At 67.5% G+C, this 26,807-nt stretch carries 23 protein-coding genes, 2 tRNA genes and 2 pseudogenes; 19 read left to right on the top strand and 8 right to left on the bottom strand.

The features are described 5' to 3' along the window. Both GPY60_RS12440 and GPY60_RS12445 read right to left on the bottom strand, forming a co-directional pair. Positions 1 to 366, bottom strand: a pseudogene (locus tag GPY60_RS12440) (hypothetical protein); the annotation flags it as partial. A gap of 141 nt (positions 367 to 507) precedes the next feature. Beyond that, a complete protein-coding gene (locus GPY60_RS12445) occupies positions 508 to 1,005 on the bottom strand; it encodes a MarR family winged helix-turn-helix transcriptional regulator (RefSeq protein WP_156687986.1) in 498 nt (165 codons plus the stop codon). Between the two features lie 175 nt (positions 1,006 to 1,180). Between GPY60_RS12445 and GPY60_RS12450 the strand changes: the two genes are divergently transcribed. The 6 genes from GPY60_RS12450 to GPY60_RS12475 are packed head-to-tail and all read left to right on the top strand — an operon-like array spanning position 1,181 to position 8,629. After that, the gene (locus tag GPY60_RS12450; RefSeq protein WP_156687987.1) at positions 1,181 to 3,160 is read left to right on the top strand and encodes a DUF2232 domain-containing protein; all 1,980 of its coding nucleotides are present in this window, start codon (positions 1,181 to 1,183) and stop codon (positions 3,158 to 3,160) included. Continuing rightward, on the top strand, positions 3,157 to 4,008 hold the full coding sequence (locus tag GPY60_RS12455) for an energy-coupling factor transporter transmembrane component T family protein (protein ID WP_156687988.1): 852 nt from the start codon (positions 3,157 to 3,159) through the stop codon (positions 4,006 to 4,008). Before GPY60_RS12450 ends, GPY60_RS12455 begins: the two co-directional genes overlap by 4 nt. Positions 4,009 to 4,058: 50 nt before the next feature. Next, complete coding sequence (locus tag GPY60_RS12460) at positions 4,059 to 4,511, top strand: SRPBCC family protein (RefSeq protein WP_156687989.1); 453 nt, start codon at positions 4,059 to 4,061, stop codon at positions 4,509 to 4,511. Beyond that, positions 4,504 to 6,306 carry a sulfatase-like hydrolase/transferase gene (locus GPY60_RS12465; protein ID WP_156687990.1) on the top strand — a complete coding sequence of 601 codons (1,803 nt, stop codon included), beginning with the start codon at positions 4,504 to 4,506 and terminating at the stop codon, positions 6,304 to 6,306. Before GPY60_RS12460 ends, GPY60_RS12465 begins: the two co-directional genes overlap by 8 nt. A gap of 5 nt (positions 6,307 to 6,311) precedes the next feature. Next, positions 6,312 to 7,754 (top strand): amino acid permease, encoded by a 1,443-nt coding sequence (locus GPY60_RS12470; protein WP_156687991.1) that lies wholly within the window; start codon positions 6,312 to 6,314, stop codon positions 7,752 to 7,754. Then, complete coding sequence (locus GPY60_RS12475; RefSeq protein ID WP_156687992.1) at positions 7,751 to 8,629, top strand: universal stress protein; 879 nt, start codon at positions 7,751 to 7,753, stop codon at positions 8,627 to 8,629. The genes GPY60_RS12470 and GPY60_RS12475 overlap by 4 nt, the downstream gene beginning before the upstream one ends. Before the next feature lie 52 nt (positions 8,630 to 8,681). Here GPY60_RS12475 and GPY60_RS12480 read toward each other — a convergent pair whose 3' ends face one another. Genes GPY60_RS12480 through GPY60_RS12490 form a run of 3 tightly spaced genes read right to left on the bottom strand, consistent with a single transcriptional unit; the run spans position 8,682 to position 11,700 of the window. Beyond that, positions 8,682 to 9,998, bottom strand: a complete 1,317-nt coding sequence (locus GPY60_RS12480; protein ID WP_156687993.1) for an ABC transporter substrate-binding protein — start codon at positions 9,996 to 9,998, stop codon at positions 8,682 to 8,684. A 12-nt stretch (positions 9,999 to 10,010) separates the two neighbouring features. Beyond that, positions 10,011 to 10,835: a carbohydrate ABC transporter permease gene (locus tag GPY60_RS12485; protein WP_156687994.1), complete on the bottom strand. Its 825-nt coding sequence runs from the start codon at positions 10,833 to 10,835 to the stop codon at positions 10,011 to 10,013. Then, positions 10,822 to 11,700 carry a carbohydrate ABC transporter permease gene (locus GPY60_RS12490; RefSeq protein WP_156687995.1) on the bottom strand — a complete coding sequence of 293 codons (879 nt, stop codon included), beginning with the start codon at positions 11,698 to 11,700 and terminating at the stop codon, positions 10,822 to 10,824. The genes GPY60_RS12485 and GPY60_RS12490 overlap by 14 nt, the downstream gene beginning before the upstream one ends. 46 nt (positions 11,701 to 11,746) lie before the next feature. On the opposite strand from GPY60_RS12490, the gene GPY60_RS12495 reads away from it, so the two are divergent. The 9 genes and pseudogenes from GPY60_RS12495 to GPY60_RS12535 all read left to right on the top strand — a co-directional run bounded on the left by GPY60_RS12495 (position 11,747) and on the right by GPY60_RS12535 (position 18,829). After that, positions 11,747 to 13,264: a TldD/PmbA family protein gene (locus tag GPY60_RS12495; RefSeq protein WP_156687996.1), complete on the top strand. Its 1,518-nt coding sequence runs from the start codon at positions 11,747 to 11,749 to the stop codon at positions 13,262 to 13,264. Continuing rightward, entirely contained in the window at positions 13,261 to 14,634 is a 1,374-nt protein-coding gene (locus tag GPY60_RS12500) for a metallopeptidase TldD-related protein (RefSeq protein WP_156687997.1), read from the top strand. The genes GPY60_RS12495 and GPY60_RS12500 overlap by 4 nt, the downstream gene beginning before the upstream one ends. Before the next feature lie 40 nt (positions 14,635 to 14,674). After that, a complete protein-coding gene (locus tag GPY60_RS12505; RefSeq protein ID WP_156687998.1) occupies positions 14,675 to 15,502 on the top strand; it encodes a carboxymuconolactone decarboxylase family protein in 828 nt (275 codons plus the stop codon). Positions 15,503 to 15,552: 50 nt separating this feature from the next. Continuing rightward, positions 15,553 to 16,020, top strand: a complete 468-nt coding sequence (locus GPY60_RS12510; RefSeq protein ID WP_156687999.1) for a nitroreductase family deazaflavin-dependent oxidoreductase — start codon at positions 15,553 to 15,555, stop codon at positions 16,018 to 16,020. 35 nt (positions 16,021 to 16,055) lie between these two features. Further along, positions 16,056 to 16,129 (top strand) — tRNA-Ile (locus GPY60_RS12515). A gap of 1,155 nt (positions 16,130 to 17,284) precedes the next feature. After that, positions 17,285 to 17,821, top strand: a complete 537-nt coding sequence (locus GPY60_RS12520; protein WP_156688000.1) for a PE family protein — start codon at positions 17,285 to 17,287, stop codon at positions 17,819 to 17,821. A 349-nt stretch (positions 17,822 to 18,170) separates the two neighbouring features. Continuing rightward, a tRNA-Ile gene (locus tag GPY60_RS12525) sits at positions 18,171 to 18,250 on the top strand. 111 nt (positions 18,251 to 18,361) lie between these two features. Further along, a pseudogene (locus tag GPY60_RS12530) lies at positions 18,362 to 18,492 on the top strand (helix-turn-helix domain-containing protein); the annotation flags it as partial. 67 nt (positions 18,493 to 18,559) lie between these two features. Continuing rightward, positions 18,560 to 18,829 carry a hypothetical protein gene (locus GPY60_RS12535; RefSeq protein ID WP_156688001.1) on the top strand — a complete coding sequence of 90 codons (270 nt, stop codon included), beginning with the start codon at positions 18,560 to 18,562 and terminating at the stop codon, positions 18,827 to 18,829. Positions 18,830 to 19,368: 539 nt separating this feature from the next. Here GPY60_RS12535 and GPY60_RS12540 read toward each other — a convergent pair. From GPY60_RS12540 to GPY60_RS12550, 3 genes are all read right to left on the bottom strand, one after another. Further along, on the bottom strand, positions 19,369 to 20,751 hold the full coding sequence (locus GPY60_RS12540; RefSeq protein WP_156688002.1) for an aromatic ring-hydroxylating oxygenase subunit alpha: 1,383 nt from the start codon (positions 20,749 to 20,751) through the stop codon (positions 19,369 to 19,371). A gap of 19 nt (positions 20,752 to 20,770) precedes the next feature. Then, positions 20,771 to 21,676 carry an SDR family NAD(P)-dependent oxidoreductase gene (locus GPY60_RS12545; RefSeq protein WP_156688003.1) on the bottom strand — a complete coding sequence of 302 codons (906 nt, stop codon included), beginning with the start codon at positions 21,674 to 21,676 and terminating at the stop codon, positions 20,771 to 20,773. 78 nt (positions 21,677 to 21,754) lie between these two features. After that, entirely contained in the window at positions 21,755 to 22,651 is an 897-nt protein-coding gene (locus GPY60_RS12550) for an enoyl-CoA hydratase/isomerase family protein (protein WP_156688004.1), read from the bottom strand. 76 nt (positions 22,652 to 22,727) lie between these two features. On the opposite strand from GPY60_RS12550, the gene GPY60_RS12555 reads away from it, so the two are divergent. From GPY60_RS12555 to GPY60_RS12570, 4 genes are read left to right on the top strand one after another with little or no spacing between them, the layout of a single operon-like run. Beyond that, positions 22,728 to 23,159 carry an SRPBCC family protein gene (locus GPY60_RS12555; RefSeq protein ID WP_156688005.1) on the top strand — a complete coding sequence of 144 codons (432 nt, stop codon included), beginning with the start codon at positions 22,728 to 22,730 and terminating at the stop codon, positions 23,157 to 23,159. A 42-nt stretch (positions 23,160 to 23,201) separates the two neighbouring features. Beyond that, entirely contained in the window at positions 23,202 to 24,512 is a 1,311-nt protein-coding gene (locus tag GPY60_RS12560; RefSeq protein WP_231639598.1) for an amidohydrolase family protein, read from the top strand. After that, positions 24,509 to 25,705 carry an acyl-CoA dehydrogenase family protein gene (locus tag GPY60_RS12565; protein ID WP_156688007.1) on the top strand — a complete coding sequence of 399 codons (1,197 nt, stop codon included), beginning with the start codon at positions 24,509 to 24,511 and terminating at the stop codon, positions 25,703 to 25,705. Before GPY60_RS12560 ends, GPY60_RS12565 begins: the two co-directional genes overlap by 4 nt. Further along, on the top strand, positions 25,695 to 26,780 hold the full coding sequence (locus tag GPY60_RS12570; protein WP_156688008.1) for an acyl-CoA dehydrogenase family protein: 1,086 nt from the start codon (positions 25,695 to 25,697) through the stop codon (positions 26,778 to 26,780). The genes GPY60_RS12565 and GPY60_RS12570 overlap by 11 nt, the downstream gene beginning before the upstream one ends. The last annotated feature ends 27 nt before the right edge of the window (positions 26,781 to 26,807 follow it).

Here is a 26,807-nt window from a genome sequence, read left to right on the forward strand (position 1 = left end):
CGTCGGACGGCGTCTTTTTTTCCACGCAAGCGACCGGATCCGACGCTGCTCCGTCTCTCGTGGGCCCGGAGATGTAAAAAAGAGTCGCGCCCGTACCTCGCCGCGCGGGACCCGCGAGCCGTTGACGAAGATGCCGTCGGCCCCGCTGTCGATGGCGGCCCCCTGCCTGCCGGTGAACCTCAGCACCACGTCGGTGCGGGGTGCCGGCGGCGGCGGTGGACCGCCGTTGCCCAGGCGCTCGAGGCGGATGTCGCGGCCGGGGCCGTAGCCCACCAGCACGTCGCGGCCCGGCGCGAACGCGAACCGCGTCTGCCCGATCCACACCGTCAGGGGCGCGCCGGGGAAGGCGGACGCCTCGGGCCGCATGCCGCCACCTCTCGTCACTGGTCAAACCACCTTGGTCGCGCCTTCGGGCGCAAAGCGCCTCGAAGGTCTTGAGAAGCCTCGTTTTTCTTGAGATTAAGTGTCTACCCGCTGGGGTCGTTCATCCACGGGGCCTCGCGGTCGTCACAGGGTGTTGCGACGCCCCGCCGCCGAAGCGTTGTCGAGCACCCGGCGCAGCACCACCACCGCGTCCGTCAAAACTTGGCGCTCGGCCGGGTCGAGCTGCGCCAGCTGCGGCTCGATCGCGGCGGCGCGGTCGGCCCGGACGGCGTCCAGCGTGCGCACCCCCTTGTCCGTGATGCGGATCCGGACCGCCCGGGCATCGCCGGGGTCGACGGTGCGGGTGACCAGGCCCGCGTCCTCGAGCCGCCGCACCTGTGTGGTCATCGTCGGCTGGGAACAGTGATCGACGCCGGCCAGGTCGCCGATGCGGGCTTCGCCGTGGGCCTCGATCGTGGCGAGCAGCCTGGCCTGGGCCGCGGGCAGCGGCATCTGGATGCGCTGGGTGGCCAGCCGGTTCAGGCGCGCAACCACAGCGAGCAGGTCAGCACCGAGCCGCGGCTCGGGTTGTGTGCTCGCCGCGTCAACGACCTCGCTGTGGTTGGCGGCGGATACGTCCATGCTTCCATCGTTGCATAGCTTTGCTATGAGAGGCCTGTGACGGGCGTGACCGCGCAACGCAGCTCGCCCGGTGTGCTGCGGGGACAACGCCCTACGGCCTGGCAGAATCGGTGAAGTGATCGTGCCCGCCCCTGTACCGTCGCGCCGCCGCCGCGGAGCGTTGCGGCCGAGCGAGATGGCGCAGGCGTCTGTGATGGCGGCGTTGTGCGCGGTCACCGCGATCATCTCCATCGTCGTCCCCTTCGCCGCCGGCCTGGCGTTGCTGGGCACGGTGCCGATGGGACTGCTGGCCTACCGTTACCGCTTCCGCGTCCTCGTCGCCGCGACGGTAGCCGCCGGGATGATCTCCTTTCTCATCACCGGAATGGGTGGCCTTCTGGCGGTCGTCCACGCTGCTTACATCGGCGGACTCACCGGAATGGTCAAACGCAGGCGCCGCGGAATGCCCACAGTGATCGTCGCGAGCCTGATCGCCGGCGTCATCTTCGGTGCCGTCTCCGTGGGCGCGCTGGCGGTGCTGAGCCGACTGCGGCACCTCATCTTCAAGGCGATGACGGCGAACATGGAAGGCATCGCCAACGCCATGGACCACGCGCACCTGCGTGGCGCCGCCGGTTTGCGGCGGTGGTTCACCGCGGCGCTCGACCACTGGCCCTGGGTCTTCCTCGTCTACTTCGTCATCTCGGTCCTGATCGTGTCGCTGATCGGGTGGTGGGCGTTGTCGCGGGTGCTGGAGCGCATGCAGGGCGTTCCCGACGTCCACAAGCTTGACCCGCCGGTGACGGATGCAGGCCGGCCGGTCGGGCCCGTGCCGGTGCGGCTCGACCGGGTGCGCTTCCGCTACCCGGGCGCCGGGCAGGACGCCCTGCGCGAGCTCAGCCTGGATCTTCGGGTCGGCGAACACGTCGCGGTCACCGGCGCCAACGGTTCCGGCAAGACCACGCTGATGCTGATCCTGGCCGGGCGGGAGCCGACGTCGGGCACCGTCGAACGTCCCGGCGCGGTCGGCCTGGGCAAGCTGGGCGGCACGGCCATCGTGCTGCAGCACCCCGAAAGCCAGGTGCTGGGCACCCGGGTCGCCGACGACGTCGTGTGGGGACTGCCGCCGGGCACGAACGTCGATGTCTCCCAACTGCTTGCCGAGGTCGGCCTGGAGGACATGGCCGAACGCGACACCGGCAGCCTGTCCGGCGGTGAGTTGCAGCGTCTCGCGCTCGCCGCGGCGCTGGCCCGCGAACCTGCGCTGCTCATCGCCGACGAGGTGACCAGCATGGTCGACCAGGACGGGCGCGACGCCCTGCTGGCCGTGCTGTCGGGGCTCACCACGCGGCATCGCACCGCCCTGGTGCACATCACCCACTACAACAACGAGGCCAACTCCGCGGACCGCACCATCAACCTCAGCGATTCACCCGACAACACCGAGATGGTGGAGACGGTGAGCACGCCGTTGTCGTCGGTTGCGGTCGATCATCGTTCGCAGGCGCCGGTGCTGGAACTCGTCGACGTCGGCCACGAATACGGCGTCGGGACGCCGTGGGCCAAGACGGCGCTGCGCAACATCAGCTTCGCGGTCGAGCAGGGCGACGGCCTGCTGATCCACGGGGGCAACGGCTCGGGGAAGTCGACGCTGGCCTGGATCATGGCCGGCCTCACGGTGCCCACCACCGGGGCCTGCCTTCTGGACGGCCGGCCCACGCACGAACAGGTGGGCGCGGTCGCCCTGTCGTTTCAGGCGGCGCGGCTGCAGCTCATGCGCGGCCGCGTCGACCAGGAAGTCGCATCGGCGGCCGGCTTCTCGCCCCGCGAGGAAGATCGGGTGGCCGCCGCGCTCGCCGTCGTGGGGCTCGACCCCACCCTCGCCAAGCGGCGCATCGACCAGCTCAGCGGCGGTCAGATGCGCAGGGTCGTGCTGGCGGGCCTGCTGGCCTGCTCGCCGCGGGCGTTGATCCTCGACGAGCCGCTGGCGGGTCTGGACGCCGCCAGCCAGCGCGGGCTGCTGCGCCTGCTCAAGGATCTGCGCCGGGAGCGGGGCCTGACGCTCGTGGTGATCTCGCACGACTTCGCCGGCGTCGACGACCTGTGTCCGCGCATCCTGCATCTCAGCGACGGAACGCTGCAACCGGTTCCGGCGGCGGCGGGGGGCGTGGCGTGACGGCGACCTCCGCTCCACAGCGCGGCAAGGCCCGGCGGTCTCCGCGGCCGGTGGTGCTCCTGGTTCCCGTTCCGGTCGCCTCGCCGATTCACGACTTGTGGGCCGGCACCAAACTGTTGGTGGTGTTCGGAGTTTCGGTGCTGCTGACGTTCTACCCGGGCTGGGTGACGATCGGCTTGGTGGCGGCGCTGGTGTTGGCTGCGGCCCGCATCGCGCACATCCCGCGCGGCGCGCTGCCGTCGATCCCGCGGTGGCTCTGGGCGGTCCTCGCCGTGGGCGGCATCACCGCGGCGCTGGCCGGCGGCAGTCCCAAGGTCTCGATCGCCGGCCTGGAACTCCAACTCGGGGGGATGCTGAACTTCCTGCGGCTCACCGCCCTGTCGATCGTGCTGCTCGGGCTTGGCGCCATGGTGTCCTGGACCACCAACGTCGCCGAAATCGGGCCCGCCCTGGCCTCTTTGGGCCGCCCGCTGCGTCCGCTGCGGGTCCCGATCGACGAATGGGCGGTCGCGCTGGCGCTCGCGCTGCGCGCCTTCCCGATGCTCATCGACGAGTTCCAGGTCCTCTACGCCGCCCGGCGGCTGCGACCCAAGCGAATACCCCGGAGCCGCAAGGCCCGTCGGCGACGGCATGCGGTGGAACTCATCGACCTGCTGTCCGCCGCGATCACCGTGACGCTGCGCCGCGCCGACGAGATGGGCGACGCCATCACCGCGCGCGGCGGCACCGGTCAGCTGTCGGCCAACCCGACGCGACCGAAACTCGCCGACTGGGTGACGATGGCGATCGTGATCGCGACCAGCGGCCTCGCGGTGACGCTCGAGACGCTGCTGCACGCGACGCAGTAAACGCGGCAAAGAAGTACGCGGGCCGCCCGCCTCTCGCGTAGCTTGAGCAGGTGGCCGACATCCAGTGCTCGCGTACCGTCGCGGCTCGCCCGCAGGAGGTCTGGGATCTGCTTGCCGACTTCGGCTCGGTCAGCTCGTGGGCCGACAACGTCGACCACTCCTGCATCCTGTTCAGCGGTCCCGGCGGCGGGCCCGTCGGCACCACGCGGCGGGTCCAGGTCAACCGCGACGCGCTGGTGGAGCGCATCGTCGAATTCGACCCGCCGCGCGCCCTCGCCTACGAGATCGAGGGCCTGCCCCGCCGTCTGCGCCGGGTCACCAACCGGTGGACGGTGGACCAGGCCGGCGCCGACGCGGCCGTGGTGACGCTGACGAGCACGGTCGAGATCGGGCCCCGAGCAGCCCAGCGGCTGGCCGAACGCGCGCTGTGCCGCCTGCTCGCCCGACAGTCCGCGGTGATGCTCGCCGGGCTCGCCGACCGATTGGAGAAAGCCCGTGTCTGACCGGCCCGACGTCGTCATCGTCATGACCGACGAGGAACGGGCGCTGCCCCCGTACGAGGCGCCCGACGTGCGCGCGTGGCGCGATCGAATCCTGGCCGGGCGCAAGTGGTTCGACGATCACGGCGTCAGCTTCGCCCGGCACTACACCGGGTCGCTGGCCTGCGTGCCCAGCCGCCCGACCATCTTCACCGGGCAGTACCCCGACCTGCACGGCGTCACCCAGACCGACGGCCTCGGCAAGACGGCCGACGACTCCCGCATGCGCTGGCTGCGCCGGGGCGAGGTGCCCACCCTGGGTAACTGGTTCCGCGCCGCGGGCTACGACACGCACTACGACGGCAAGTGGCACATCTCGCACGCCGACCTCGTCGACCCCACCACGGGCCGTCCGCTGGCGACCAACGACGACGACGGGGTGGTCGACCACGCCGCGGTGCGCCGCTACCTCGACGCGAACCCGCTTGAGCCGTATGGGTTTTCGGGGTGGGTGGGGCCGGAGCCGCACGGGGCACTGCTGGCCGACGCCGGGGTTCGGCGCGACCCCCTGATCGCCGACCGTGTCGTCGCCTGGCTCACCGACCGCTACGCCCGTCGCCGCGCCGGCGATCCCGACGCGCTGCGCCCGTTCCTCCTGGTGGCCAGCTTCGTCAATCCCCATGACATCGTGCTGTTCCCGACGTGGGTGCGGCGCGGCCCGCTCAAGCCGTCGCCGCTCGACCCGCCGCACGTGCCGCCGGCGCCCACGGCTGACGAGGACCTGTCGACCAAGCCCGCCGCGCAGATCGCGTTCCGCGAGTCCTACTACTCGGGTTACGGCCCGGCGCCGGCGATCCAGCGGACCTACGAACGCAACGCGCAGCGCTACCGCGACCTGTACTACCGCCTGCACGCCGAGGCCGACGGCCCGATCGACCGGGTTCGGCGCGCGGTCACCGAGAGCGGTTCGCAGAACGCGGTTCTGGTGCGCACCGCCGACCACGGCGACCTGCTGGGCGCCCACGGCGGTCTGCACCAGAAGTGGTTCAACCTGTACGACGAGGCCACCCGGGTCCCGTTCGTCATCGCCCGCATCGGCGACGGGGCGACCCAGGCGCGCGTCGTGACCGCGCCGACGTCCCACGTCGACCTCGTTCCGACGCTGCTGGGCGCCGCCGGCGTGGACGTCACCGCCGTCGCCGCCACGTTGGCCGAATCGTTCTCGGAGGTCCACCCGCTGCCGGGCCGCAACCTCATGCCCGTCGTCGACGGGGCGCCCGCCGACGAGGAGCGTGCCGTGTACCTGATGACGCGCGACAACGTGCTCGAGGGCGACACCGGCGCGTCGGGCCTGGCGCGCCGGCTCAAGCGGACGGTCAATCCGCCGGCGCCGCTGCGCATCCGCGTCCCCGCCCACACCGCGTCGAACTTCGAGGGGCTGGTGCTCCGCGTCGATCACGTCCCCGGCGGTGACGGCCATCTATGGAAACTGGTGCGGACTTTCGACGACCCGAGCACCTGGACCGAGCCCGGGGTGCGGCATCTGGCGGCCAACGGCTTGGGTGGAGAGTCGTATCGGACCTCCCCCCTTGACGACCAGTGGGAGCTCTACGACCTCACCGCCGACCCCGTCGAGGCCGTGAACCGCTGGACGGATCCCGACCTGCTCGAGCTGCGCCAGCACCTGCGCATGCAGCTGAAGCAGGCGAGGGCCGCCTCGGTGCCCGAACGAAACCGGCCGTGGTCCTACGCATCCCGCCGGCCGCCGCAACCGACGCCGTCCCGGCTCGGTCGCTGGTGGCGCGCGGTGCGCGGGTAAAGCGCATGGCAGCAATGTCCACCGGCCTCGCCGAGCAGATGCTGCGGCGCCGCCCGGTCGAGCGCATCGACGGGAAAGCCTCGGGTGAGGGCGATCTCAAGCGCAGCATCGGCACGTTCCAGCTGACCATGTTCGGGGTCGGCTCGACCATCGGGACCGGCATCTTCTTCGTCATGTCCCAGGCCGTGCCGGAAGCCGGCCCCGGCGTGATCGTCTCGTTCCTGATCGCGGGCATCGCGGCCGGGTTGGCGGCCATCTGCTACGCCGAATTGGCCTCGGCCGTGCCGGTTTCCGGCTCCTCCTACTCCTACGCGTACACGACGATGGGAGAGGTCGTCGCGGTCGACGTGGCGGCGTGCCTCCTGCTCGAGTACGGGGTGTCGTGCGCCGCGGTCTCGGTCACCTGGAGCGGGTATCTCAACAAGCTGCTGAGCAACCTGTTCGGATTCGCCCTGCCGCACGCGTTGTCAGCCGCGCCATGGGACGCGAACCCCGGCTACGTGAACCTGCCCGCGATCACGTTGATCTGGATGTGCGCCGTGCTGCTCATCCGCGGCGCCAGCGAGTCGGCGAAGGTCAACGCGATCATGGTGGTGATCAAGCTCGGCGTGCTGGTGATGTTCGTGGTCATCGCGTCGACGGCCTTCGACCCCCACCAGCTCAAGGATTTCGCGCCCTTCGGCGTCGCGGGCATCGGCTCGGCGGCCGGCACCATCTTCTTCTCCTACATCGGGCTGGACGCCGTGTCGACCGCGGGTGACGAGGTGAAGAGCCCGCAGAAGACCATGCCCCGCGCGATCATCGCCGCGCTGGTCATCGTCACGACCGTCTACGTCCTCGTCGCGGTCGCGGCCCTGGGCACCCAGCCGTGGCAGGCGTTCGCCGGGCAGGAGGAGGCCGGGCTGGCCACCATCCTCGAGAACGTCACGCACGGCAAGTGGGCCAGCACCATTCTGGCTGCCGGGGCGGTGATCTCGATCTTCAGCGTGACGCTGGTGACCATGTATGGGCAGACCCGCATCCTGTTCGCGATGGGGCGCGACGGCCTGCTGCCGCACCGGTTCGCGCGGGTGAATCCGCAGACGATGACGCCGGTGAACAACACGGTGATCGTCGGCGTCGTGGCCTCCGCGATGGCGGCGTTCATCCCGCTCGACAAGCTGACGGACATGGTGTCCATCGGAACGCTCACCGCGTTCACGGTGGTCTCACTCGGCGTGATCGTGCTGCGGGTGCGCCAGCCGGATCTGCCGCGGGGATTCCGGGTGCCGGGCTATCCGGTCACGCCGGTGCTTTCGGTGGCGGCGTGCGGATATATCCTCGCCAGCCTGCACTGGTACACCTGGATCGCGTTCGGCGGGTGGGTCTCGGTGGCCCTGGTCTTCTACTTCGTGTGGGGGCGCCACCACAGCGCGCTCAACCGGGCGTCTCCGGGACGGACGCCATGACCGTCGTCGTCGGCTACCGGGCCGGCAACGTCGGGTTGTCGGGCCTTTACCTGGCCGTCCGCGTCGCGCGGACGCTGCACACGTCGCTCACGGTGGCGACCATCGTGCCCAAACCCTGGCTGACGCCCGCGGTCGCGGGCGCCGACGCGGAATACGAGCAATGGGCGGAGGGCCTGGCGGCCGAGTCGGCGAAGGAGGCCGCGCGTCACCTGCAGGGCATCGGCGACGGTGTCGACGTCATCTACCTCGACCGTGCGCAGCGGTCCGTGTCGGGCGGGCTGATCGAGGTCATCGAGGACGTCGAGGCCGAAGTCCTCGTGCTTGGTTCGCTGCCCAGCGGGGGACCCGAGCAAGTGGTGATCGGGTCGACCGCCGACTGGCTGCTGCACGCCTCGCCCGTGCCGGTCGCGATCAGCCCCCGCGAATACCATTCGGCCACTGGGCCGTTGATGCGCCTGACGTGTGCCTACTCGGCCACCCCGGACACCGTCGACGTGGTGAAGCGCTGCGTCGAGTTCAGCCGGCGCTGCTCGCTGCCCATGCGGGTGATCACCTTCGCCGTGCGCGGCAAGACGATGTATCCGCCCGAGGTGGGACTCGACGCCGAGGACTCGATCGTGCAGGCGTGGGCGTCGCAGGCGCGGGAGATCCTGGAGAGTCTCAAGACTGACCGGGTCGTCGGCGAAGACATTGAGCTACAGGTGGTTACGGGCCGCAGCTGGAACCAGGCGCTCGCGAACGCCGACTGGCGCGATGGCGACATCTTGGCCCTGGGCACCCGCCCGCGCGGCGACATCCGCCGGGTGTTTCTGGGTTCGCGCAGCGGCAAGATCATCCGCGAGAGTCCGGTGCCCGTGTTGGTGCTGCCCGGCTGAGCCCGTGGTGCCGTGCCGAGCGTGAAGCCAGCTTCACGGTCGCGGCAGAACGTTAGCGTTGGGCCGCAGCGTTCGCCGCCGCCTGGGCCTTGCGCAGCGTGCTCGCGACATCGCCCCGGCCCAGGAACATCTCGTCGAAATACGGCTGCAGGGCCGTATTGCCGGCGGCGAAACCGGCGCCGCCCGGCGCGGGGATGCGAGGGCCGTTCAGCACGGCGAAGAACGGCTTCACGTCCACACCCCGCGCGGCCCAGTAGTCGAAGTAGACCGGCTGCGCGGCCAACACCGCGGGGATGGCCGCGCCGTTGCGGCCCAGGTATTCGTTGCCTTCGGTGCTGCCCATCCAGGCCAGCACCTGGCGGACGGCGTCGGGGTGCCGGGTGGCCGCATTGCCCACGGCCGCAATGCCATTGGTCACGCTCACGCGACCCGCCGGACCCGACGGCATCATCGCCACGCCCCACCGGAAGCGGGCGTCGCGGGCGACGGGCGCCAGGTTGTAGGTGCCGGACTGAAAGAGTGCCATCCGGCCGGCCAGGAATTGGTTGCGGGAGAAGTCGCCGTTGTCGTTGGTGTCCGAGGCGGGCGGCGCGACGTGGTCGTCGTTGATCAGCCCGACCAGATAGCGGAACGCCGTGACGGCCCCGGGATTGTCGAAGGCGAACTCGTCGCCGCGCTGGAACACCCCGCCCGCCGAGCCGATGTAGTTCAGGTAGATGCCCTGGGGGTCGTTGGCCGCGTTGTAGCCCCATTGCCGGACGCGCGTGGCATCGAAACGCGGTGTGCTTGCCGGGTTCCCGTCGACGTCGATGGTCAGCCTGGCGAGCGTGGCGCGCAGGGTGTCGTCGGCGCCGGGGCTCCACTTCAGGTCGTCAAGCGCGCCTGGGTCGACGCCGGCGGCCGCCAGCAGGTCGGCGTTGTAGTACAACGCGATTCCGGCGTCGGTCAGCTGCGGCACACCCCACAGCACGCTGCCGCGGGTGAACTGGTCGACCACGGCGGGCTCCCAGTCGCGGGCGCCGGCGATCTTCATCAGCCGGTCGCTGTCGGCGTACCCGGCGAGGTAGGCGTTGGACATCCAGAAGATGTCGTCGGCGCTGCCGCCGGCGACATCGGTGCGCAGGGTGTCGAAGTATGTGGAGTAGGCCACGAGGTTGACGTGCACGTCGATGTCCGGATGGGTGCGGGTGAACGCCTCGAACGACTGCCGGTACGCCGCGGCGATCTGGTCGGCCCAGATGCGAACCGTGACAACGGTCTTGCCGCGTGGCGTGCCGGAGTAGTCGAGCAGCATCGCCGTGGCGCCCAGCAGCGCGCCGACGAGCGCGACCGCCAGGGCCGCCAGGGTCGAGGAGCGTGGCCTAGTCATTGCGGGCGCCGCTCATTTGAGTCCCGAGACGACGATCGAGGCGACGATGTGGCGCTGGAAACCCACGAAGAGCGCGATCAGCGGCACGATCGCGACGGTCGTCGCCGCCATCACCAGTGTCCACTGCGAGTTGAACCGCGATTGCAGGTCCGCCGTCGCCACCGTCAGGACCCGCCACTTGTGCCCGCTGGTGATCACCAACGGCCACATGAAGTTGTTCCATTGCGACACCACCGTGATCAGCGTCAGGGCGGCCAGCACCGGCCTGCTCGACGGGATCACCACGTGCACGATCACGTCCAGCGTGTTCGCACCGTCGAGGCGGGCGGCGTTGATCAGATCGTTGGGGATGATGCGAAAGTGCTCGCGCAGCAGGAATATTGCGTACGGCGAGCCGAACACGAAGGGCAGCACCAATGCCCAGAACGTGTTGCGCAGGCCCAGCTGCGCCATCATCAGATACATGGGCACCACCGTCACCGTGCCCGGCACCATCAGGGTGGCGATGTAGACCCAGAACAGCGCGTCGCGGCCGGGAAACTCCAAGCGGGCGAACGCATATGCCGCCAGCACCGAGAACGTCAGCTGGCCCACCAGGATGACGGCGGTCATCAGCGCCGTCACCGCCGCCGCCCGGCCGAAGCCCGCCCCGGCCAGATCGGTGTAGTTGGCCAGCGTCGGCGGCCGCGGCAACTGCAGCGGCGTCCCCGTCGCGAACTGGTGGGAGGAGGTGAACGACGTCAGCAATCCCAGCAGGAAGGGCACCAACGTGACGAGCGCGCCGACCACCAGGCCGGCATAGATCCTAGCGTTCGCCAGGCGGCTAGACGAGGTCATAGCTGATCCGCCGCCGGAAGTACCACTGCTGAACGGCGGTGACGCCGATCAGGATGACGAACAGCACCACCGCCATCACCGACGCTCGCCCGATGGCCGCCGACCCAAACGCCTCGGCGTAGATGCGGTGCGCGACCAGATCGGTGCTGCCGGCCGGTCCGCCGCCGGTGAGCGCGTAGACCATGTCGAAAACCTGGGCCGCGCTGACGATCCCGGTCACCATGACGAAGAACGTCGTCGGTCGCAGCATGGGTAGCGTGATGCGCCGGAACCGCTGCCACGCCGTGGCCCCGTCGGTGCGGGCGGCTGCGTAGATGTCCTCGGGGATGGCCAGCAGGCCCGCCAGGAACGACAGCGAGGTGTAGCCGACGTTGGTCCAGACGACGACGGCCGACACCAGAGGCAGGGCGAAGCTCGGATCCGACAGCCAGCCGATGCTGTGTCCGAGCACCGTGCTGACGGCGCCGTCGGTGGGCGCCAGGATCCAGCGCCACAGCACCGCGATCGCCAGCGGGGCGCAGATCCACGGCAGCACGTAGAGGGTGCGGAACAGTCCGGTGGCCGGCAGGTTGCGGGCCAGCATCGACGCGGCCAGGAGGCCCAGCGCCGTCTGCGCCGGGACCACGATCGCCACGAAGGCGGCCGTGACGAGCAGCGAGTTGCCGAACCCGGCGTCGGTGAGCACCGATCGCCAGTTGGCCAGGCCGACGTAGTGCAGCGGACCGAGCAGGTCCCAGCGGTAGAGGCTGAGCCAGACCACCACCAGGATCGGCAGCAGCAGGAACGCGACCACGCCGAACAGGCTGGGCGCCAGCAAGGCGTAGCCCATCGCGGGGGAGCGGGGCTGTCGGGCGGCGCCGGCCATGGAGGTATTAAAGCGGGCCGCGGCGGGCTGTCGATACGGTGGAGCGGTGACAGCGAACCGGGGAATCGACGCCGACTTCGTCGACCTGCCCCGCCACGAGCTCGCCGACGCCGCGTTGTCGGCCGCCAGGGCGGCGGGGGCCAGCCACGCCGACCTGCGCATTCACCGCCTCGTCGCCGAGACGATCCAGCTGCGCGACGGCGAGTTGGAGACGTCGGTGGTGAGCCGGGAGGTCGGGCTGGCGGTGCGGGTGATCGTCGACGGAACCTGGGGATTCGCCTCCCATGCGGAGTTGGCGCCGGGCGTCGCGGCCGAGACGGCGCGCCGTGCGGTCCAGGTGGCGACGACGCTGGCGGGGTTGAACAACGAACGCGTCGAGCTCGCGGACGAGCCGGTGTACGCCGACGCGACGTGGGTCTCGAGCTACCGGATCGACCCGTTCGGCGTCCCCGCGGCCGACAAGATCGCCGTGCTCGAGGAGTACTCCGGGCGCCTGCTCGGCGCCGACGGCGTCGACCACGTGTCGGCGGGTCTGCACGCCGTCAAGGAGCAGACGTTCTACGCCGACACCTTCGGGTCGTCGATCACCCAGCAGCGGGTGCGGGTGCTGCCCTCGCTCGAGGCGGTGACCGTTGACGCCGCGGCGGGCACCTTTGACTCGATGCGCACGCTGGCCCCGCCCATGGGCAGGGGCTGGGAGGCGCTGGCGGGCGACGAGGTGTGGAACTGGAGCGACGAGCTCGCCCAGTTGCCGGTATTCCTGGCCGAAAAGGTCAAGGCGCCCAGCGTAACGGCGGGCCCCACGGACCTGGTGATCGACCCCTCGAACCTGTGGCTGACCATCCACGAATCGATCGGCCACGCAACGGAATACGACCGCGCCATCGGCTACGAGGCCGCCTACGCCGGGACGTCGTTCGCGACGCCCGACAAGCTCGGCACCATGCGCTACGGCTCGCCGGTGATGAACGTGACGGCCGACCGCACCGTCGAGCACGGCCTGGCCAGTGTCGGTTACGACGACGAGGGCGTGGCCGCGCAGAGCTGGGATCTGGTGCGCGACGGGATGTTCGTGGGCTATCAACTCGACCGCGTCTTCGCCCCGCGGCTGGGACAGTCCCGCTCCAACGGCTGCTCCTACGCCGACTCCGCGCATCATGTGCCGATCCAGCGGATGGCCAACGTGTCGTTGCAACCGGCGCCCGAGGACATCTCGACCGCCGACCTGATCGGCCGGGTCGCCGACGGCATCTACATCGTCGGCGACAAGTCCTGGTCGATCGACATGCAGCGGTACAACTTTCAGTTCACCGGCCAGCGGTTCTTCCGCATCCGCGACGGCCGCCTCGACGGCCAGTTGCGCGACGTCGCCTACCAGGCCACTACCACCGACTTCTGGAATTCGATGGAGGCGGTGGGTGGCCCGTCGACCTGGCGGCTGGGTGGGGCCTTCAACTGCGGCAAGGCGCAGCCCGGACAGGTCGCCCCGGTGAGCCATGGCTGTCCGTCGGCCCTGTTCCGCGGTGTCAACGTCCTGAACACCCGGACCGAGGGCGGCCGATGATCCGCCCACAGCACGTCGTCAACCTGGTGCTGGACGAGGCGGCGAAGCTGGGCGGAGCCGACGACACCATGGTGCTGGTCACCGACAAGGTCGAGGCGACCCTGCGCTGGGCGGGCAACTCGATGACCACCAACGGTGTCGCGGTCAACCGCAACATCACGGTGATTTCGGTTGTGGGTCAAGGGGAAAGCGCCCGCATCGGCACGGTGGTGTCCGCGGAGGTGGACCCGCGGGTGATTCCCGGTCTGGTGGCCGCGTCCCAGGAGGCGGCGCGATCGGCGCCGGAGGCCGGCGACGCGGCGCCGCTGTTGGCCGACAGCGGGACGCCCGCCGACTGGGACGCGCCCGTGCCCGGCACCGGTCCGCTGGTGTTCGGTGGCCTGACCGACTCGCTGGGCCGCGGGTTCGGCGGCGCCGACCGGCTGTACGGCTTTGCGCACCATAGCGTTTCGACGACGTTCCTAGCGTCGTCGACCGGCCTGCGGCGGCGCTACACGCAGCCGACCGGTGCCGTGGAGATCAACGCCAAGCGCGGGGAAGCTAGCGCATGGGCGGGCATCGGAACGCCGGATTTCGTTGATGTGCCCGTTGATTCGCTGCTCGACGAGCTGTCGATGCGGCTGGGCTGGGCCGACCGGCGCGTCGACCTGCCCGCGGGACGGTACGAGACGATCATGCCGCCCTCGACGGTGGCCGACATGATGATCTACATGGCGTGGTCCATGGCCGGCAGGGGCGCCCAGGAGGGCCGCACCGCGTTCTCGGCGCCCGGCGGCGGGACCCGGGTGGGGGAGCGGCTCACCGATCTGCCGCTGACCTTGTTCTCCGACCCGATGGCGCCGGGCCTGGCGTGCACCCCGTTCGTCGCGGTGAGCTCCTCCTCGGAGACTGTGTCGGTGTTCGACAACGGCATGGAGATCGGCCAGGTGGAGTGGATCCGGGACGGCGTGATCAACGCGCTGGCCTATCCGCGCTGCAGCGCCGCGAAATTCGACGCCCCGGTCGCCGTGGCCGCCGACAACCTCGTGATGACGGGCGGTGCGGCCGACCTCGCCGACATGATCGCGGGCACCGAGCGGGGCCTGCTCCTGACGACGCTGTGGTACATCCGCGAGGTCGATCCCACCACGCTGCTGCTCACGGGCCTCACCCGCGACGGTGTGTACCTCGTCGAGGACGGCGAGGTGACTGCGGCCGTCAACAACTTCCGGTTCAACGAAAGCCCGCTCGACCTGCTGCGACGCACGACCGAGGCCGGGGTCAGCGAGAAGACCCTGCCGCGCGAGTGGGGCGACTGGGCGACCCGCGCGGCGATGCCGTCACTGCGGATACCGGACTTTCACATGTCGTCGGTGAGCCAGGCGCAGTAGCCGATTGCCTTGCCGACCGGTGCGTCCTAGCGTGTGACGCATGCTGACGCGGTTGGTGGGGTTGTCGCCGGGGGACGGGCGCGCCTCGGCGCTGGTTCGGCGGGTGTGCGCCCAGACGCTGTCGCTGCCGCCGCTGCCCGCCCCCGTCGAGGTCGGCGAGCCGGAGTCCGAGGCCGAGGCCGCCATCGCCGAGTTCGCCGAGCAATTCAGCGCCGACGTCTCGGCCATCACCGGCAAGCACCGCTCCCGACTGTGGAAGGCGTTGGGCGACAGCATGTTCGGTGTAGTAGTGCTCATGTACATCGCCGACTTCGTTCCGCGGGTGCGCGCCGGGCTGGAGGCGCTCGGGGTGGGCTCCGAGCACCTGGACTGGGTGAACGGGCCAATCTCCTGGGATCACATGAGCGATCCCTCGGACCTGGTGTTCAACGACTTCCTGCCCGCCGTGGCCCGCATGCGTGATTTGGACCCGGTCACCTCGGAATTGGTGCGGTTGCGGGGGGCGGCGCAACACAACTGCCGGTTGTGCAAGTCGCTGCGCGAGGGCACGGCGCTGGACGCCGGGGGCTCGGAGGCGCTGTACGGCGACATCGAGCGTTTCGAGACGTCGGCGGCGCTCGACGGCCGCGCTAAAGCAGCGCTGCGCTACACCGATGGGTTAATTTGGACGCCTGCGCACCTCGTCGCCGATGATGTCGCCGAGGTGCGCTCGGGGTTCTCCGAGGCCCAGGCCGTGGAGCTCACCCTCGACGTCATGCGCAACGCCAGCAACAAGATCGCCGTGTCGCTCGGCGCCGACGCCCCGCGCGTGGAAAGCGGCACCGAGCGGTACCTGATTGGCGCCGACGGACAGGTGGTGTACAGCTGATGGCACAGAATCCGCCGTTGCGGCGATTCAGCAAGTACCGCGGACGGCAGATGGGCGTGATCGAGGCGCTGATCGAACGCCTGGCTATGAGCGGCCCCGGTCGTTTCTTCGGGCTGCACATGGCGCCGCAAGTCGACAAACTGCTGATACCCCGGACCAACGGTCGGCTGAGCGCGTTCGGGATCGACAGGGTCGGTCTCGTCACGACGACGGGGGCCAAGTCCGGGCAGCAACGCGTGCAGCCGCTCGTCCTGATCGAAGACGGTGACGGACTTCTCGCCATCGGCTCTAACTACGGACGCGAGAAACACCCCGGTTGGAGCGCCAATCTGCTGGCCCATCCGGACTGCACCGTCGAATTCAAAGGGCCGCCCAAGCCATATCGGGCGGAATTGCTCACCGGTGAAGCGCGCGCCGCCGCGTGGGAGACGGCCGTCGACGTGTACGCGGGGTACGAGAACTACCGGGAGCGTTGCGCGCCGCGGGAGATCCGGGTCTTCCGGCTGCGGCCCGTATGAGCGGTAGGCGCTAAGGTCGACGTCGAGTAATCGCTGGGGCGGTAGCTCAGTTGGTTAGAGCCGCGGACTCATAATCCGTTGGTCGCGGGTTCGAGCCCCGCCCGCCCCACAACCGAAAAATGAAGCACGCTAAGAACTTTCGGCGTTCTCGGGCAGCTCAAAACGTGTGACAGAAGTAAACTTCTGTGTTTGCGTCATCATTGCGTCATCAATCACTTGCTTTAAATCGCCGCCAGCTAACTTTCGACGCTGTAGCGGCTCAGGCCACCAGACCCACCGCGCTGGCTGTCCACCTAGGCGCACCATCTAGAAAAATCTCCAAGCCGCTAGGCCCCGCGTGTAGTTTCGCGCCATGAAGAGGTTTCAAAGCAGGCTCACATTGCTACTCGCTGTGTCGCTGACCGTTGTTGCGGTTCCTGCCTGCTCTACGACCTCAAAACCAGCGAAGGCCCCCACATCGATTACAACGGCGCGGCCAGCGTCACTGGCCGATTACAAACCAAAGCTCACGGCGCTTAACGCTTCGAAACCGTGCGCCTACCTGATGCAAGGCGGGCCAATACTAGTTGCGCCGACGCAACCAACGCCAAGATCGCGCTAGCGGCTCAGATTGATCCCTGCTGAAGAACATGCCGACTTCTTCCAACGTGACGAATGCGCTTGTCCAGACAAGTCAAATCGCCAACGCGAGCTATGAGTGGAACCAGAAGGGTTGCGACATTCCCTACCCGGACGTGTTGACTTGCTCTACCCCCGCGATGACAGTGGAGACTTATTTCTCCGGATTGACGCAGCTGGTGTACGCCATCACTGGCTGAGTGATGTTTCTTCTGCCCGAAGGCAACACATCACGAACGCTTTGCACGGCAGACCCACAAACCCGCCGATATCAGAGCCAGCGCCACAAGGGTCACAGACCAAGGCCGGGTGGATACAGCGCCGGTTTACCTCTCTTCGCAGAAGAGCGCAGAACGGTTGATTGCTGCTGTTTTCCCCAACCTGAGCATTACCCACCCTGGTAGCAGGCTTCTTAACCACCAGAGCGGGCGATTGCAACGTTGCATTTGAGTCCGCGTTAGGGCGGGAAAACTCTCGACGACTTGCAACCCGCGCAAAGGGTGAATAGTCCTCTTTTCCCAACCGCAACCCACCCGCCCTGGTTGCGGTCAGATTCAGGGACTTTTGGCACTAGGAGTGGCTAGGCGTCGCGTCCTAACTTGCCGTCCAAGCAAGCGAACGGCGCTTCCAACGGAAAAGGAGAGAGATGTCTGCGGTGATCGCGACGCCAGAGTTGATCGCGCAAGCGGCAACGGACGTGGCGAGTATTGGTTCAACAGTCAACGCGGCGCACATGGTGGCCGCTGCACCGACTGTTTCCGTGCTGCCTGCGGGTGCCGATGAAGTGTCGGCGGGTATTGCGCATCTGTTCTCCGGTTACGCCCAGGACTTTCAGGCGCTAGCCGGGAAAGCGGCGGCGTTTCAGGATCAGTTCGTGCAGCACCTGACTGCTAGTGCAGGCGCGTATGCCAGCGCCGAGGACGCCATCGCCTCGTTGCTGCAAGGGTTGAATGCGAACCCGTGGGTGGCTGCTTTCATTCATCCCGACAACTTCCCCCTGGACTCTCCATATTTACTGCCGGTCGCGCTGGTTCAGGCGTTAATTTTTATACCTCTTATAGTAGCTTTTATAGTAGCTTTCATCCTACTTTCAGTACCAGTTTTCCTTATTTCGCTACCTTTCACGCCAATTGTTTGGCTATTTATTTATTACCTTTTTACAACCGGACAATTACACTGGTGATCGGCTGACGTATCACCGCAAAAACCGCGCCGAAAACCGGTACGCCAAATCTTTGCCCCTGGCGCTCACCGGCTTGCCCTACACCTGAAGAGGAACAAAGCGCGGCCTTGCGGTATCGGTGGGCGTTGCCGGAACAGGATCAGCCACTACCGCAACACCAACCGAAACCCTATTCAATTGGATCGGTCGTCTGCGTCATCGCCGCGTCATCACGCGAGCGAAGATCGCCGCCGTAGCTGTTGACCTGCGGGTTAGCTAGAATTCGGCGTTTTCTAGCCTGTTCTAGACCGAACCATATTGCGACACAAGGCGTCTTAGAAGCGATCCTTTGGACCGCAAACCCAATAGAACGTTTGCAATCGGACCCGCCAGCAACGCTTGTACGGACTCATAATCCGTTGGTCGCGGGTTCGAGCCCCGCCCGTCCCACTTCAGCCTGTATGGCCTCACTGATGCTCGACATTTCAGCTTCGGGTGATGCCTGACAGTGTTTCGGCTGATGGTTGACAGTGACTTCGGTTGATCCTTGACACTCCCTGAATGAGGGAGTTGAGCGTGGCCGAGCAGAGGTATCAGGCCGTGTTGGCGGTGATCAGCGATGGGTTGTCGGTGTTGCAGGCCGCAGAAAGACCGGGGTGGCGCGGCAGACGCTGCACCGGTGGTTGGCCCGACGGCTCTGCCGCAACAGATAACAGAACACCTTGCGCCTAATTGAGCAGTCTGCGTCATCCTTGAAATATGCGCCAGATTTTCACCGTCGCGGCCGCCCCGGTCGCCTTGGCGGCGATGCTCGCGGTCGCCCCAGCTGCCAGCGTGGCGAATCTCCCGCTCGGCTTCGACGCCGCGATCCACACCGCTCCCCTTGATCCGTGTGACCTGGACCCGAACTGCAATAACCCCGGCTACCCAGGCGGCGGTAATTCCGGCAACATCCCGGGCGACGTTGACCCCGTCCCCGGCAACGATAATTCCGCTCCAGGGACGTTAACCGTAACCCCGCCTCCGTGACCCACCAAAGCGTATTTTGCCTTCTCGCGGTCAACCCAAAACCGACACCTTCAACCACCCGGAAGAAGCGTGAGCCGCATGTTCGGCGGATGGTTGGCGACGGCCGGCTCACCCGGTATGGGGAGGTGAGGGAGCTTGACGGTCTGCGGCAGCCGGAGCGCCGCGGGTGCGCGGTCGATTCTCAGGCCGCCGAGGTCGGTGCGGCCCGGTGCTGGCACTGGACGACACGACGCAGTGGGGCGCAGCGGGGGCTGTGAGCAAACCTGTTGCGGCCGAAGCTTATTCGGCGACGATGAGCGATTTTGACGTTTCTCAACGCTTGTGGTTCGTCCTAGCAGAACCGCGAAGCGTTGCCTGCCACAATTTTTTGATAATTAGTGCGAACGGATGAAAACCACCGCGTTCAAATCCGTTGGTCGCGGCGGAAGCGAGGCCACCGGACCAGCCAGGGGAGGCCACTCACTAAATACCGCTCGACAGTGCCTCGTTCAGGTGGACAGCTTCCGCATCGGCGGGGGTCCGGCGTACCCGCTCGGGTCCTATCGGCCGTCGGCAGTGAAAAGAAATCTGTCGGCGATCGCGTGTTCGTTGCGGATCGACATTTCCTGCGCGGTGTTCAACCATAGCCCGTCGAACCCGGCCGAGTGCATGCCGGCGTGGATGTCTGCGATGTTCCGCAAGTCCTGCGACGGCAACTCGCCCCAGCCGTCGTGATCCTGCCAACGCTCAAAGACCTGCCATTGCGTCTCCGGCACTTCGCCGGGCGCGAAGTGCTCCAGCGAGAACATCTCGAAGGTGCATCGGTTCGGGTCCTCGGCGTCGGGCAACATGCGGTAGCCGAGCAGGCACGATTTCTCAACCAGGATGACCATGGTGGGGAATACGTGCCAGTCGCCGTTTCCCGCGAAGTACTCCTCCATCGACATGCGCGGGAAGTCAACGCCTTCGGCACGGGCGAGTTCCTCGCACATCTGGTGGTACAGGAGAAACGGCGGAGTATCGCCGGGTTCCATCGCTGCCAGCTTCTGCGCGGCGCGGTAGTCCCGTTCGGTGACCAGCGACCCGACCTCCAGATACTGGTACTTCATCGAATTCGCGAACACCTCCGGTCGCGCCGCCTGCTCCTGGCGGCCCTTGTCGCGGCCGGCGTGCTCCGGACGCTGCGTATAGACGAACCGGGAGTGGTTCTTGTATGTGATGGTCGGGGTGTAGGGAGCGTAGGCGTACTCCTGCGGCGACGCCGGTTCCGCCGACGGCCGCGGGCCCTGCGCCGATCGCATCGTCTGCGGATGGGTGCCGGGCGTGTGATAGCCCTCGATGAAGGCATCGATGACGGTCTTCCAATTGGCTGGCAAGAAGGTGCGCTTGCGCCACCGGTACCGCATGTCCTGCAACCGAAACGGCGACAGCGCGGTCGGCAGCGGATCCAGCCAGTCGAGCAGATCCGGTGGGTCGTCGGCCATGCTGACGAACACCCAGCCGCCCCACGTCCCGACGGCGACGGGACGCAGGCCCCATTGCGGGCGCGGACGCGGCGCGAATTCGTCGCGACAGGGGACGAAGGAAGACCGCCCATCCAATTCGTAGCGCCAGCCGTGGAATTCGCAGCGCAACTGTTTCTCGGGCGAGCAACCGCTGCCGCGAACGACTTTCATCCCGCGGTGGGCGCACGTGTTATGAAATGCCTTGATGCTCCCGTCCTTTTGGCGTACCACGGCGATGGACTGCCTGCCAATCGTATATTCGTAGAAGCAGCCGGCGTTGGGGACTTCTTCTTCGCGACACGCAGGCTGCCAGACCCGGGTGAACAATCGCTTGAGCTCGAGGTCCAAGAATTCCGGGTCGATGTACCGGCTCTTGGGCACGAATGTCTCGCCGCAGGCGAACTTTTCGGGCACCCGCTCGGTGGCAAGTTCGGTCATTGTCGCACTCTTCGTCGGCTCAGCTGGACGGTGGCTTGTCGAAGATGTTGGGGTACAACACCGCTTCCTTGAACGACGTCTCGATCTCGGCGAATGCGGTCGGGATGTCCCACGTTCCCGATGCCGACACGATCTCCCGTTCGACGACGGGGTTGGACATCAGGCTGATCCGTCCGTTCCCGGCGAAGATGACGCGCCGATTGAGCCAGTCGGACTGCTCGCTGGCCAGATATACGACCGGGGGCACGCAATTCTTCGGCGACAGGCGAACGTTGGCGTCCGAGTAGTCCATGCTGCCGCCGCCCTTGATGCCCTGCGTCATCCGGGTGCCGGCGATCGGCGCAATGGCGTTCGAGCGCACCCCGTAATTGCGTAATGCGTTGGCGCACGAGAATGTCAGGCCGACGATACCCATCTTGGCCGCGGCATAGTTGGGCTGACTTGGCGCGCCCTGCAGCCCCGACATTGAGGTGAAGGTGATCAGCCGGTACTGCCCGCCGCGGTTTTCTCGCCACCAGGCGGCCGCGTGACGCGTGACGTTGAACGTGCCCTTGAGGTGGACCGAGACGACCGCGTCCCAGTCCTGCTCGCTCATCTTGAACACCATGGCGTCGCGTAGGATCCCTGCGGCGTTGACCACGACGTCGAGGCCCCCGAGCGTTTCGGCCGCGCGGTTGATGAGGTCTTCGCAAGCCGCGAAGTCGGTGATGTCGGTGGTGTCGGAGAAGGCCTTGCCGCCCTGGCTCGTGATCGTTGCGGCCACGCTTTCGGCAGGACCCGTGTCATGGCCTGTTCCGTCGACACTGACGCCGGCGTCTGACACCAGAACCGTCGCGCCCTCGGCTGCCAGGCCCTCGGCGACCGCCGCGCCGATACCTCGCCCGGCGCCGGTGACCAGCGCGGTACGTCCGTCAAGCACACCCATCGTCAGTCAGCTCCCATCCCGTCTGGCTAGCATACAGAACAACCTTACAAGATCTGTATAGCTGTTTATTAACGAAGCTTATTCGAACCCCCACTCCGCATAACGGCGCTCCAGCTCGGCCATCGCCTCCCGGCCGCCGCGAGCGCCTCGCTCCTTCATGAAGTTGAACTCGTCATCGCGCCACACGAGGTTGCTGAACACGGTGTGGCCCATCGGGACCCAGTCACCGAACTGCGCCATCCCTACGGCGTGCCAGAACGCGATCAGAGCGTGCTTTCCCACCATCAGGCCGTCGGCCGAGTGGTGAGCAATCGCGCGGGCGTAACGCAACGCTTCGTCGCGGAGCCGCTCGGCGGGCACCACCGACGCGGCCACCCCCCACTCGCGCAGTTCTTGTGCGGTCACCTTGCGGCCGGTGATCATCGCCTCGTAGCCGCGGTTGGGCCCCATCTTGAGCAGCGCGAGCGGCATGGCCGTGGAGAACCCGGCGAACCCGATACGGGCCTGCGGCCGGGCTAGGTACATGTCGTCGGAGACGACCATAATGTCGGCGGCCAGCGCCAGATTCATCCCGGCGCCCAGCGTGGCACCCTCGCAGCCGGCGATCACGGTCTTCGGAAACTCCAGCCAGTTGGTCAGGTGCCGGTGCAGGCGCCGGGCGTTGCCCAGGCGCGCGGTTTGCGGCAGTCGCTCGCCCTTGCGCAGTCCCGCTTCTTCCACCGGCAGCCTGCGCACGTCGTCGCCGCTACAGAAGTCCTTGCCCTCGGCAAGCAATATGACCACCTTGACGTGGTCGTCGTCTTCCGCGCGGTCCAGCCGCTCCTTGAAGAGTTGATGCATTCCGGGCGACAGGATGGCGTTGCGCCGCTCGGGACGGTTGATCGTGATCTGTGCGATGTGCGGTTCGACCACCTCATAGCGGACCCAGTCATCATCGACCTCGAATTCGCCCTGAGCGGCGGAGTCGGTGGCCATACGCCCTCCTTCGCGCGGTGGCAGTACATAAGTACACTAGTCGATCAACTGTCACATCTGGTGATACGGTCAGCGAATGCCAACATTCACGGTCACCAAGCGGCTCGCGGCGCCACCGGACGCGGTGTGGGCCGTCCTCGCGGACTTCGGCAACGTCGACTGGATCCCCGGACCCAGCGATGTCAGGGTCGAGGGCGAAGGGCCCGGCATGCGGCGGTTCATCGCCGCAAGCACCGAGAAGCCGGTCATCGAGACCCTCATCTGGATCAAGCCCGACGAGCGCGCGCTGTCGTACGAGATCGCCAACAATCCGATGCCGGTCAGCCGCTTCGTGGCGGTGAACACCGTAACCGCGGGCGAGGATCCCGCTCGGGAATCAATCCTGATCTGGGATATCGACTACGAACCCATCGGCGACGACGCCGCCGCACGCGATGCCATGGAGTCTGTCTACGGCTTGATGGCGGGCTGGGTGCAGGACTTCGCCCGAGCGCGAGAATCCGCATAGAACACTTAGACAGAAAGTGTCTATTAGTTTAGGATTATTCGAGTGATTGATCCTCTCGATCTGGTACTGATCAGCGTCGACGACCACACCGTGGAACCGCCCGACATGTTCGTCGGCCGGGTGCCCAGCCGCTTCGCCGAGGACGCCCCGCGCATCGTCGAGGACGCCGATGGCGTGTGTTTCTGGGTGTACGACGGCCTGCAGCTGCCGAACATCGGGCTCAACGCGGTTGCGGGCCGGCCGAACGACGAATGGGGATTCGAGCCGTCGCGATTCAGCGACATGCGCGCCGGGTGTTACGACGTCGACGCACGGGTGAACGACTTGGATGCCTCCGGTGTGCTTGCCTCCCTGTGCTTTCCGTCGTTCCCCACCATCTCCGGCGCGCTGTTCACCTACCGTGGAGACCGCGACGTGTCCGAGGCGATGGTGCGCGCCTACAACGACTGGCACATCGAGGACTGGTGCGGCCGGCATCCCGACCGGTTCATCCCGATGGGGATCCTGCCGTTGTGGGACCCGGCCCTGGCGGCGGCGGAAGTGCGGCGCCTGGCGGGGCGGGGCTGTCGCGCGGTGACGGCTCCGCAGCACATCGGCAGCTACGGGCAGCCTCCGTGGCAGGATCCGCACTGGGATCCGCTGTGGCAGGCGATCTGCGAAGAGAACACGGTGGTGAACATCCACATCGGCACGGGCGGCGGGTTACCCGTGCCGTCCGACCTGACCACCTATCTGGCCTACAACTCGATGCTGCCGATCGACACCCAGCGCTTCGTGGCCGACCTGTTGTTCTCACCGATCCTGAAGAAATTCCCGTCCATCAAATTCTCGCTGTCGGAGGGCGGCATCGGGTGGATTCCCTTCCTGCTGGAGCGATTCGAGGACATCTACTCGCGCCAGCGGGCCTGGACGGGGGACGACCTGGGTGATGGGCTGAGCCCCAGCGACGTGTATCGCCGCAACTTCATGTCGTGCTTCATCCGCGACCGGGTCGGGATCGAGATGCGGGAGCGCATCGGAGTGGAGACCATCTGCTGGGAGATGGACTACCCGCATTCGGACAGCAGCTGGCCGGACGCGCCCGAGCAGCTCGCCGCACAGTTGGAGGGCTGCACACCCGACGAGGTCGAGGCCATCTCCTGGCGTAATGCGGCTCGCGCCTTCGGCTACACCGGCGTCGAGCGGCGGGGCAGGGAGAACTGCACCGTGGCAGCCCTGCGGGGCAGAATTGCCGGCCTCGATCTGTCGGCGCCGAAGGTCGATGCCGGCCGTGCACCCCGGGCCGGCGCCACCGCGATCACATACGGCGACATGAAGCTACGGATGGCGTCGATCCTTCGTGGTGGGGCGTGACCGAACCGGATTACGGCGTCGTCCTCGGTGAGGCCGATCGGCAGTTCCGCGACGAGGTTCGCGCCTTTCTGGCGTCGGCACTGACGGCCGACGTCCGTGGCCCCGGGCGCGACGAGGCAGACCGGCTGCACCGAATGCGGCTATGGCAGAGTCGGCTTCACGACGCCAGCCTGGCCGCGATCTCCTGGCCCGTGCCATTCGGGGGTCGCGGCGCCACTCCCGTGCAGCAGCTCATCTTCAACGCCGAAATGGCCGCCGCGCGTGCGCCCGAGCCCATCAACCGCAGCGCGGTCAATCAGCTCGGCCCCACCATCATTCAATGGGGCACCGACGAGCAACGCCAACGGTATCTGCCGAAAATCCTCTCGGGCGAGGAAGTATGGTGCCAGGGCTTCAGCGAGCCCGACGCGGGCAGTGACCTCGCCGCCCTGAAGACCAGGGCCGAACTGTGCGACGACGAGTTGATCATCAACGGCCAGAAAATCTGGACCTCTAAGGCCCAGTACGCGGACTGGATCTACATCCTGGCGCGCACCGATCCGGCAGCGGACAAGCACCAAGGGATCAGTTACGTCCTGGTTCCGCTGAGCGCGAGCGGGATCGAGGTGCGCCCGATCCGCCAGGTCACCGGACAGGCCGAGTTCAACGAGGTGTTCTTCGATTCGGTGCGGGTGCCGCTCGCCAACGTGCTCGGCCCACTGCACGGCGGTTGGCAGGTGGCCAAATCCACGCTCGGCTACGAGCGCGTCGGACAGAGCCGCACCCACCGCATCGAACGGCGGTTGGGAATCCTGGTGCGGATGGCCCAGGAGCAGGGAGCGCTGGGGCAGGGGGCCCGCGGCGATGACGGCTACGTGGCTGACCGGATCGTCGGTTTCGCCGCACGAGTTGAGGCATTGCGTCAAATTGCGGCACAGGCAACGGCCGCCGGCGTCCGTGGTGAAAGTCCCGGACCCGAAGCGTCGGTCGCCAAGCTCTTGACCTCGGAGGTCGACCAGGCGATGGCCAACTTCGGGCTCGACCTCGCCGGACCGGGCGGAACCCTGGAACGCGGCTCGGTGGGGACGGCCAAGAACGGCAACGTCGCACAGAGCTACCTGCTGATGCGGGCCGCCACATTCGGCGCGGGAACGTCGGAGGTTCAGCGCAACGTCATCGCCGAGAAGATGCTGGGGTTGCCCCGTGACCCATGACGGCCCGTCATCGTTGAGCGACATCGCAGAAAGCGCAAAGGAACTCGCCCGACTGCGCGCGTCGGCTGACGACATCCTCCGGAGGGCATGGTCGCCGCAGGCGTTTCGCGCTCTGCTCGATGGCCCGGGTGCGGTGTTCGACCCGAAGCTGTGGCAGACCATCACCGAAGCCGGATGGGCCGACGTCCTGGTCAGCGCGACCGGCGGCGGGGGAGGGGGTGGCCTTCGCGAACTGTGTGTCCTCGCCGAGGCCGTCGGCGCCGCATCGGCACCCGTCCCGCTCGCTGCTGCTGCGGCGGCAGGGTGGTGTGAGGACGGGTGCGCCGACGGCGTCAGCCTCTTGTTGCTCGAGCGCGGTGAGCACACCGAGGCGGGGGTCTCGGGGGTATGGCCGCTCGTGCCGTACGGCGCGGTCGCGACCAGGCTGCTGGTCTGCGCGGGCACGGGTGAGGCCACGGTTCTGGGCGCGGTCGAACCCACCGCACCCGGCGTGCTCTGTGAACCGGTGACCCCGCTCGACCACAACCCTGCGGCGCGAATCACGTTCGACAACGCGCCCATTCGGGTGATCGAGACGGGTGAGTGCGCCGGACGTCGCCACCGTCAGGCGGGTCTGCGGAGTTGGCTTGCTCAGGTGGCCGAACTGGTCGGCATTGCGTCGGCCGCGAATGACGCCGCAACCGAGTATGCGAAGCTGCGCGTCGCCTTCGGTCGCCCCATCGGCGCCTTCCAGGCGATCAAACACCGCCTGGTCGACCAGCGGTGCGCTATCGAAGTGGGGCGCGCACTCGTCAACCGGGCCGCCGACGCCTGCCAGCAGCAGCATCCCGATGCCGCGGCGCTCGTCTCGCTCGCCGCCTTCTGGGGCATCGACGCGCTGCGCGCGGTACCTGAAGGCGCCACCCAGGTCTTCGGCGGAATCGCCTACACGTGGGAGCACGACGCGCACATCTACCTGCGCCGCGCGGCCAGCGCGGCGGCGAACCTGGGCACCCGCGCCTACCACCGCGAGGTGGCCACGCGGTGGCTGACCGCTCGTCACCCGGCGACCGAGACCCGGGGGGGCGTGACGTGAACGCAACGGGCCAAACGCCTTTCCTCT

The organism is Mycobacterium sp. Marseille-P9652 (assembly GCF_902652685.1).
Lineage (GTDB): Bacteria > Actinomycetota > Actinomycetes > Mycobacteriales > Mycobacteriaceae > Mycobacterium.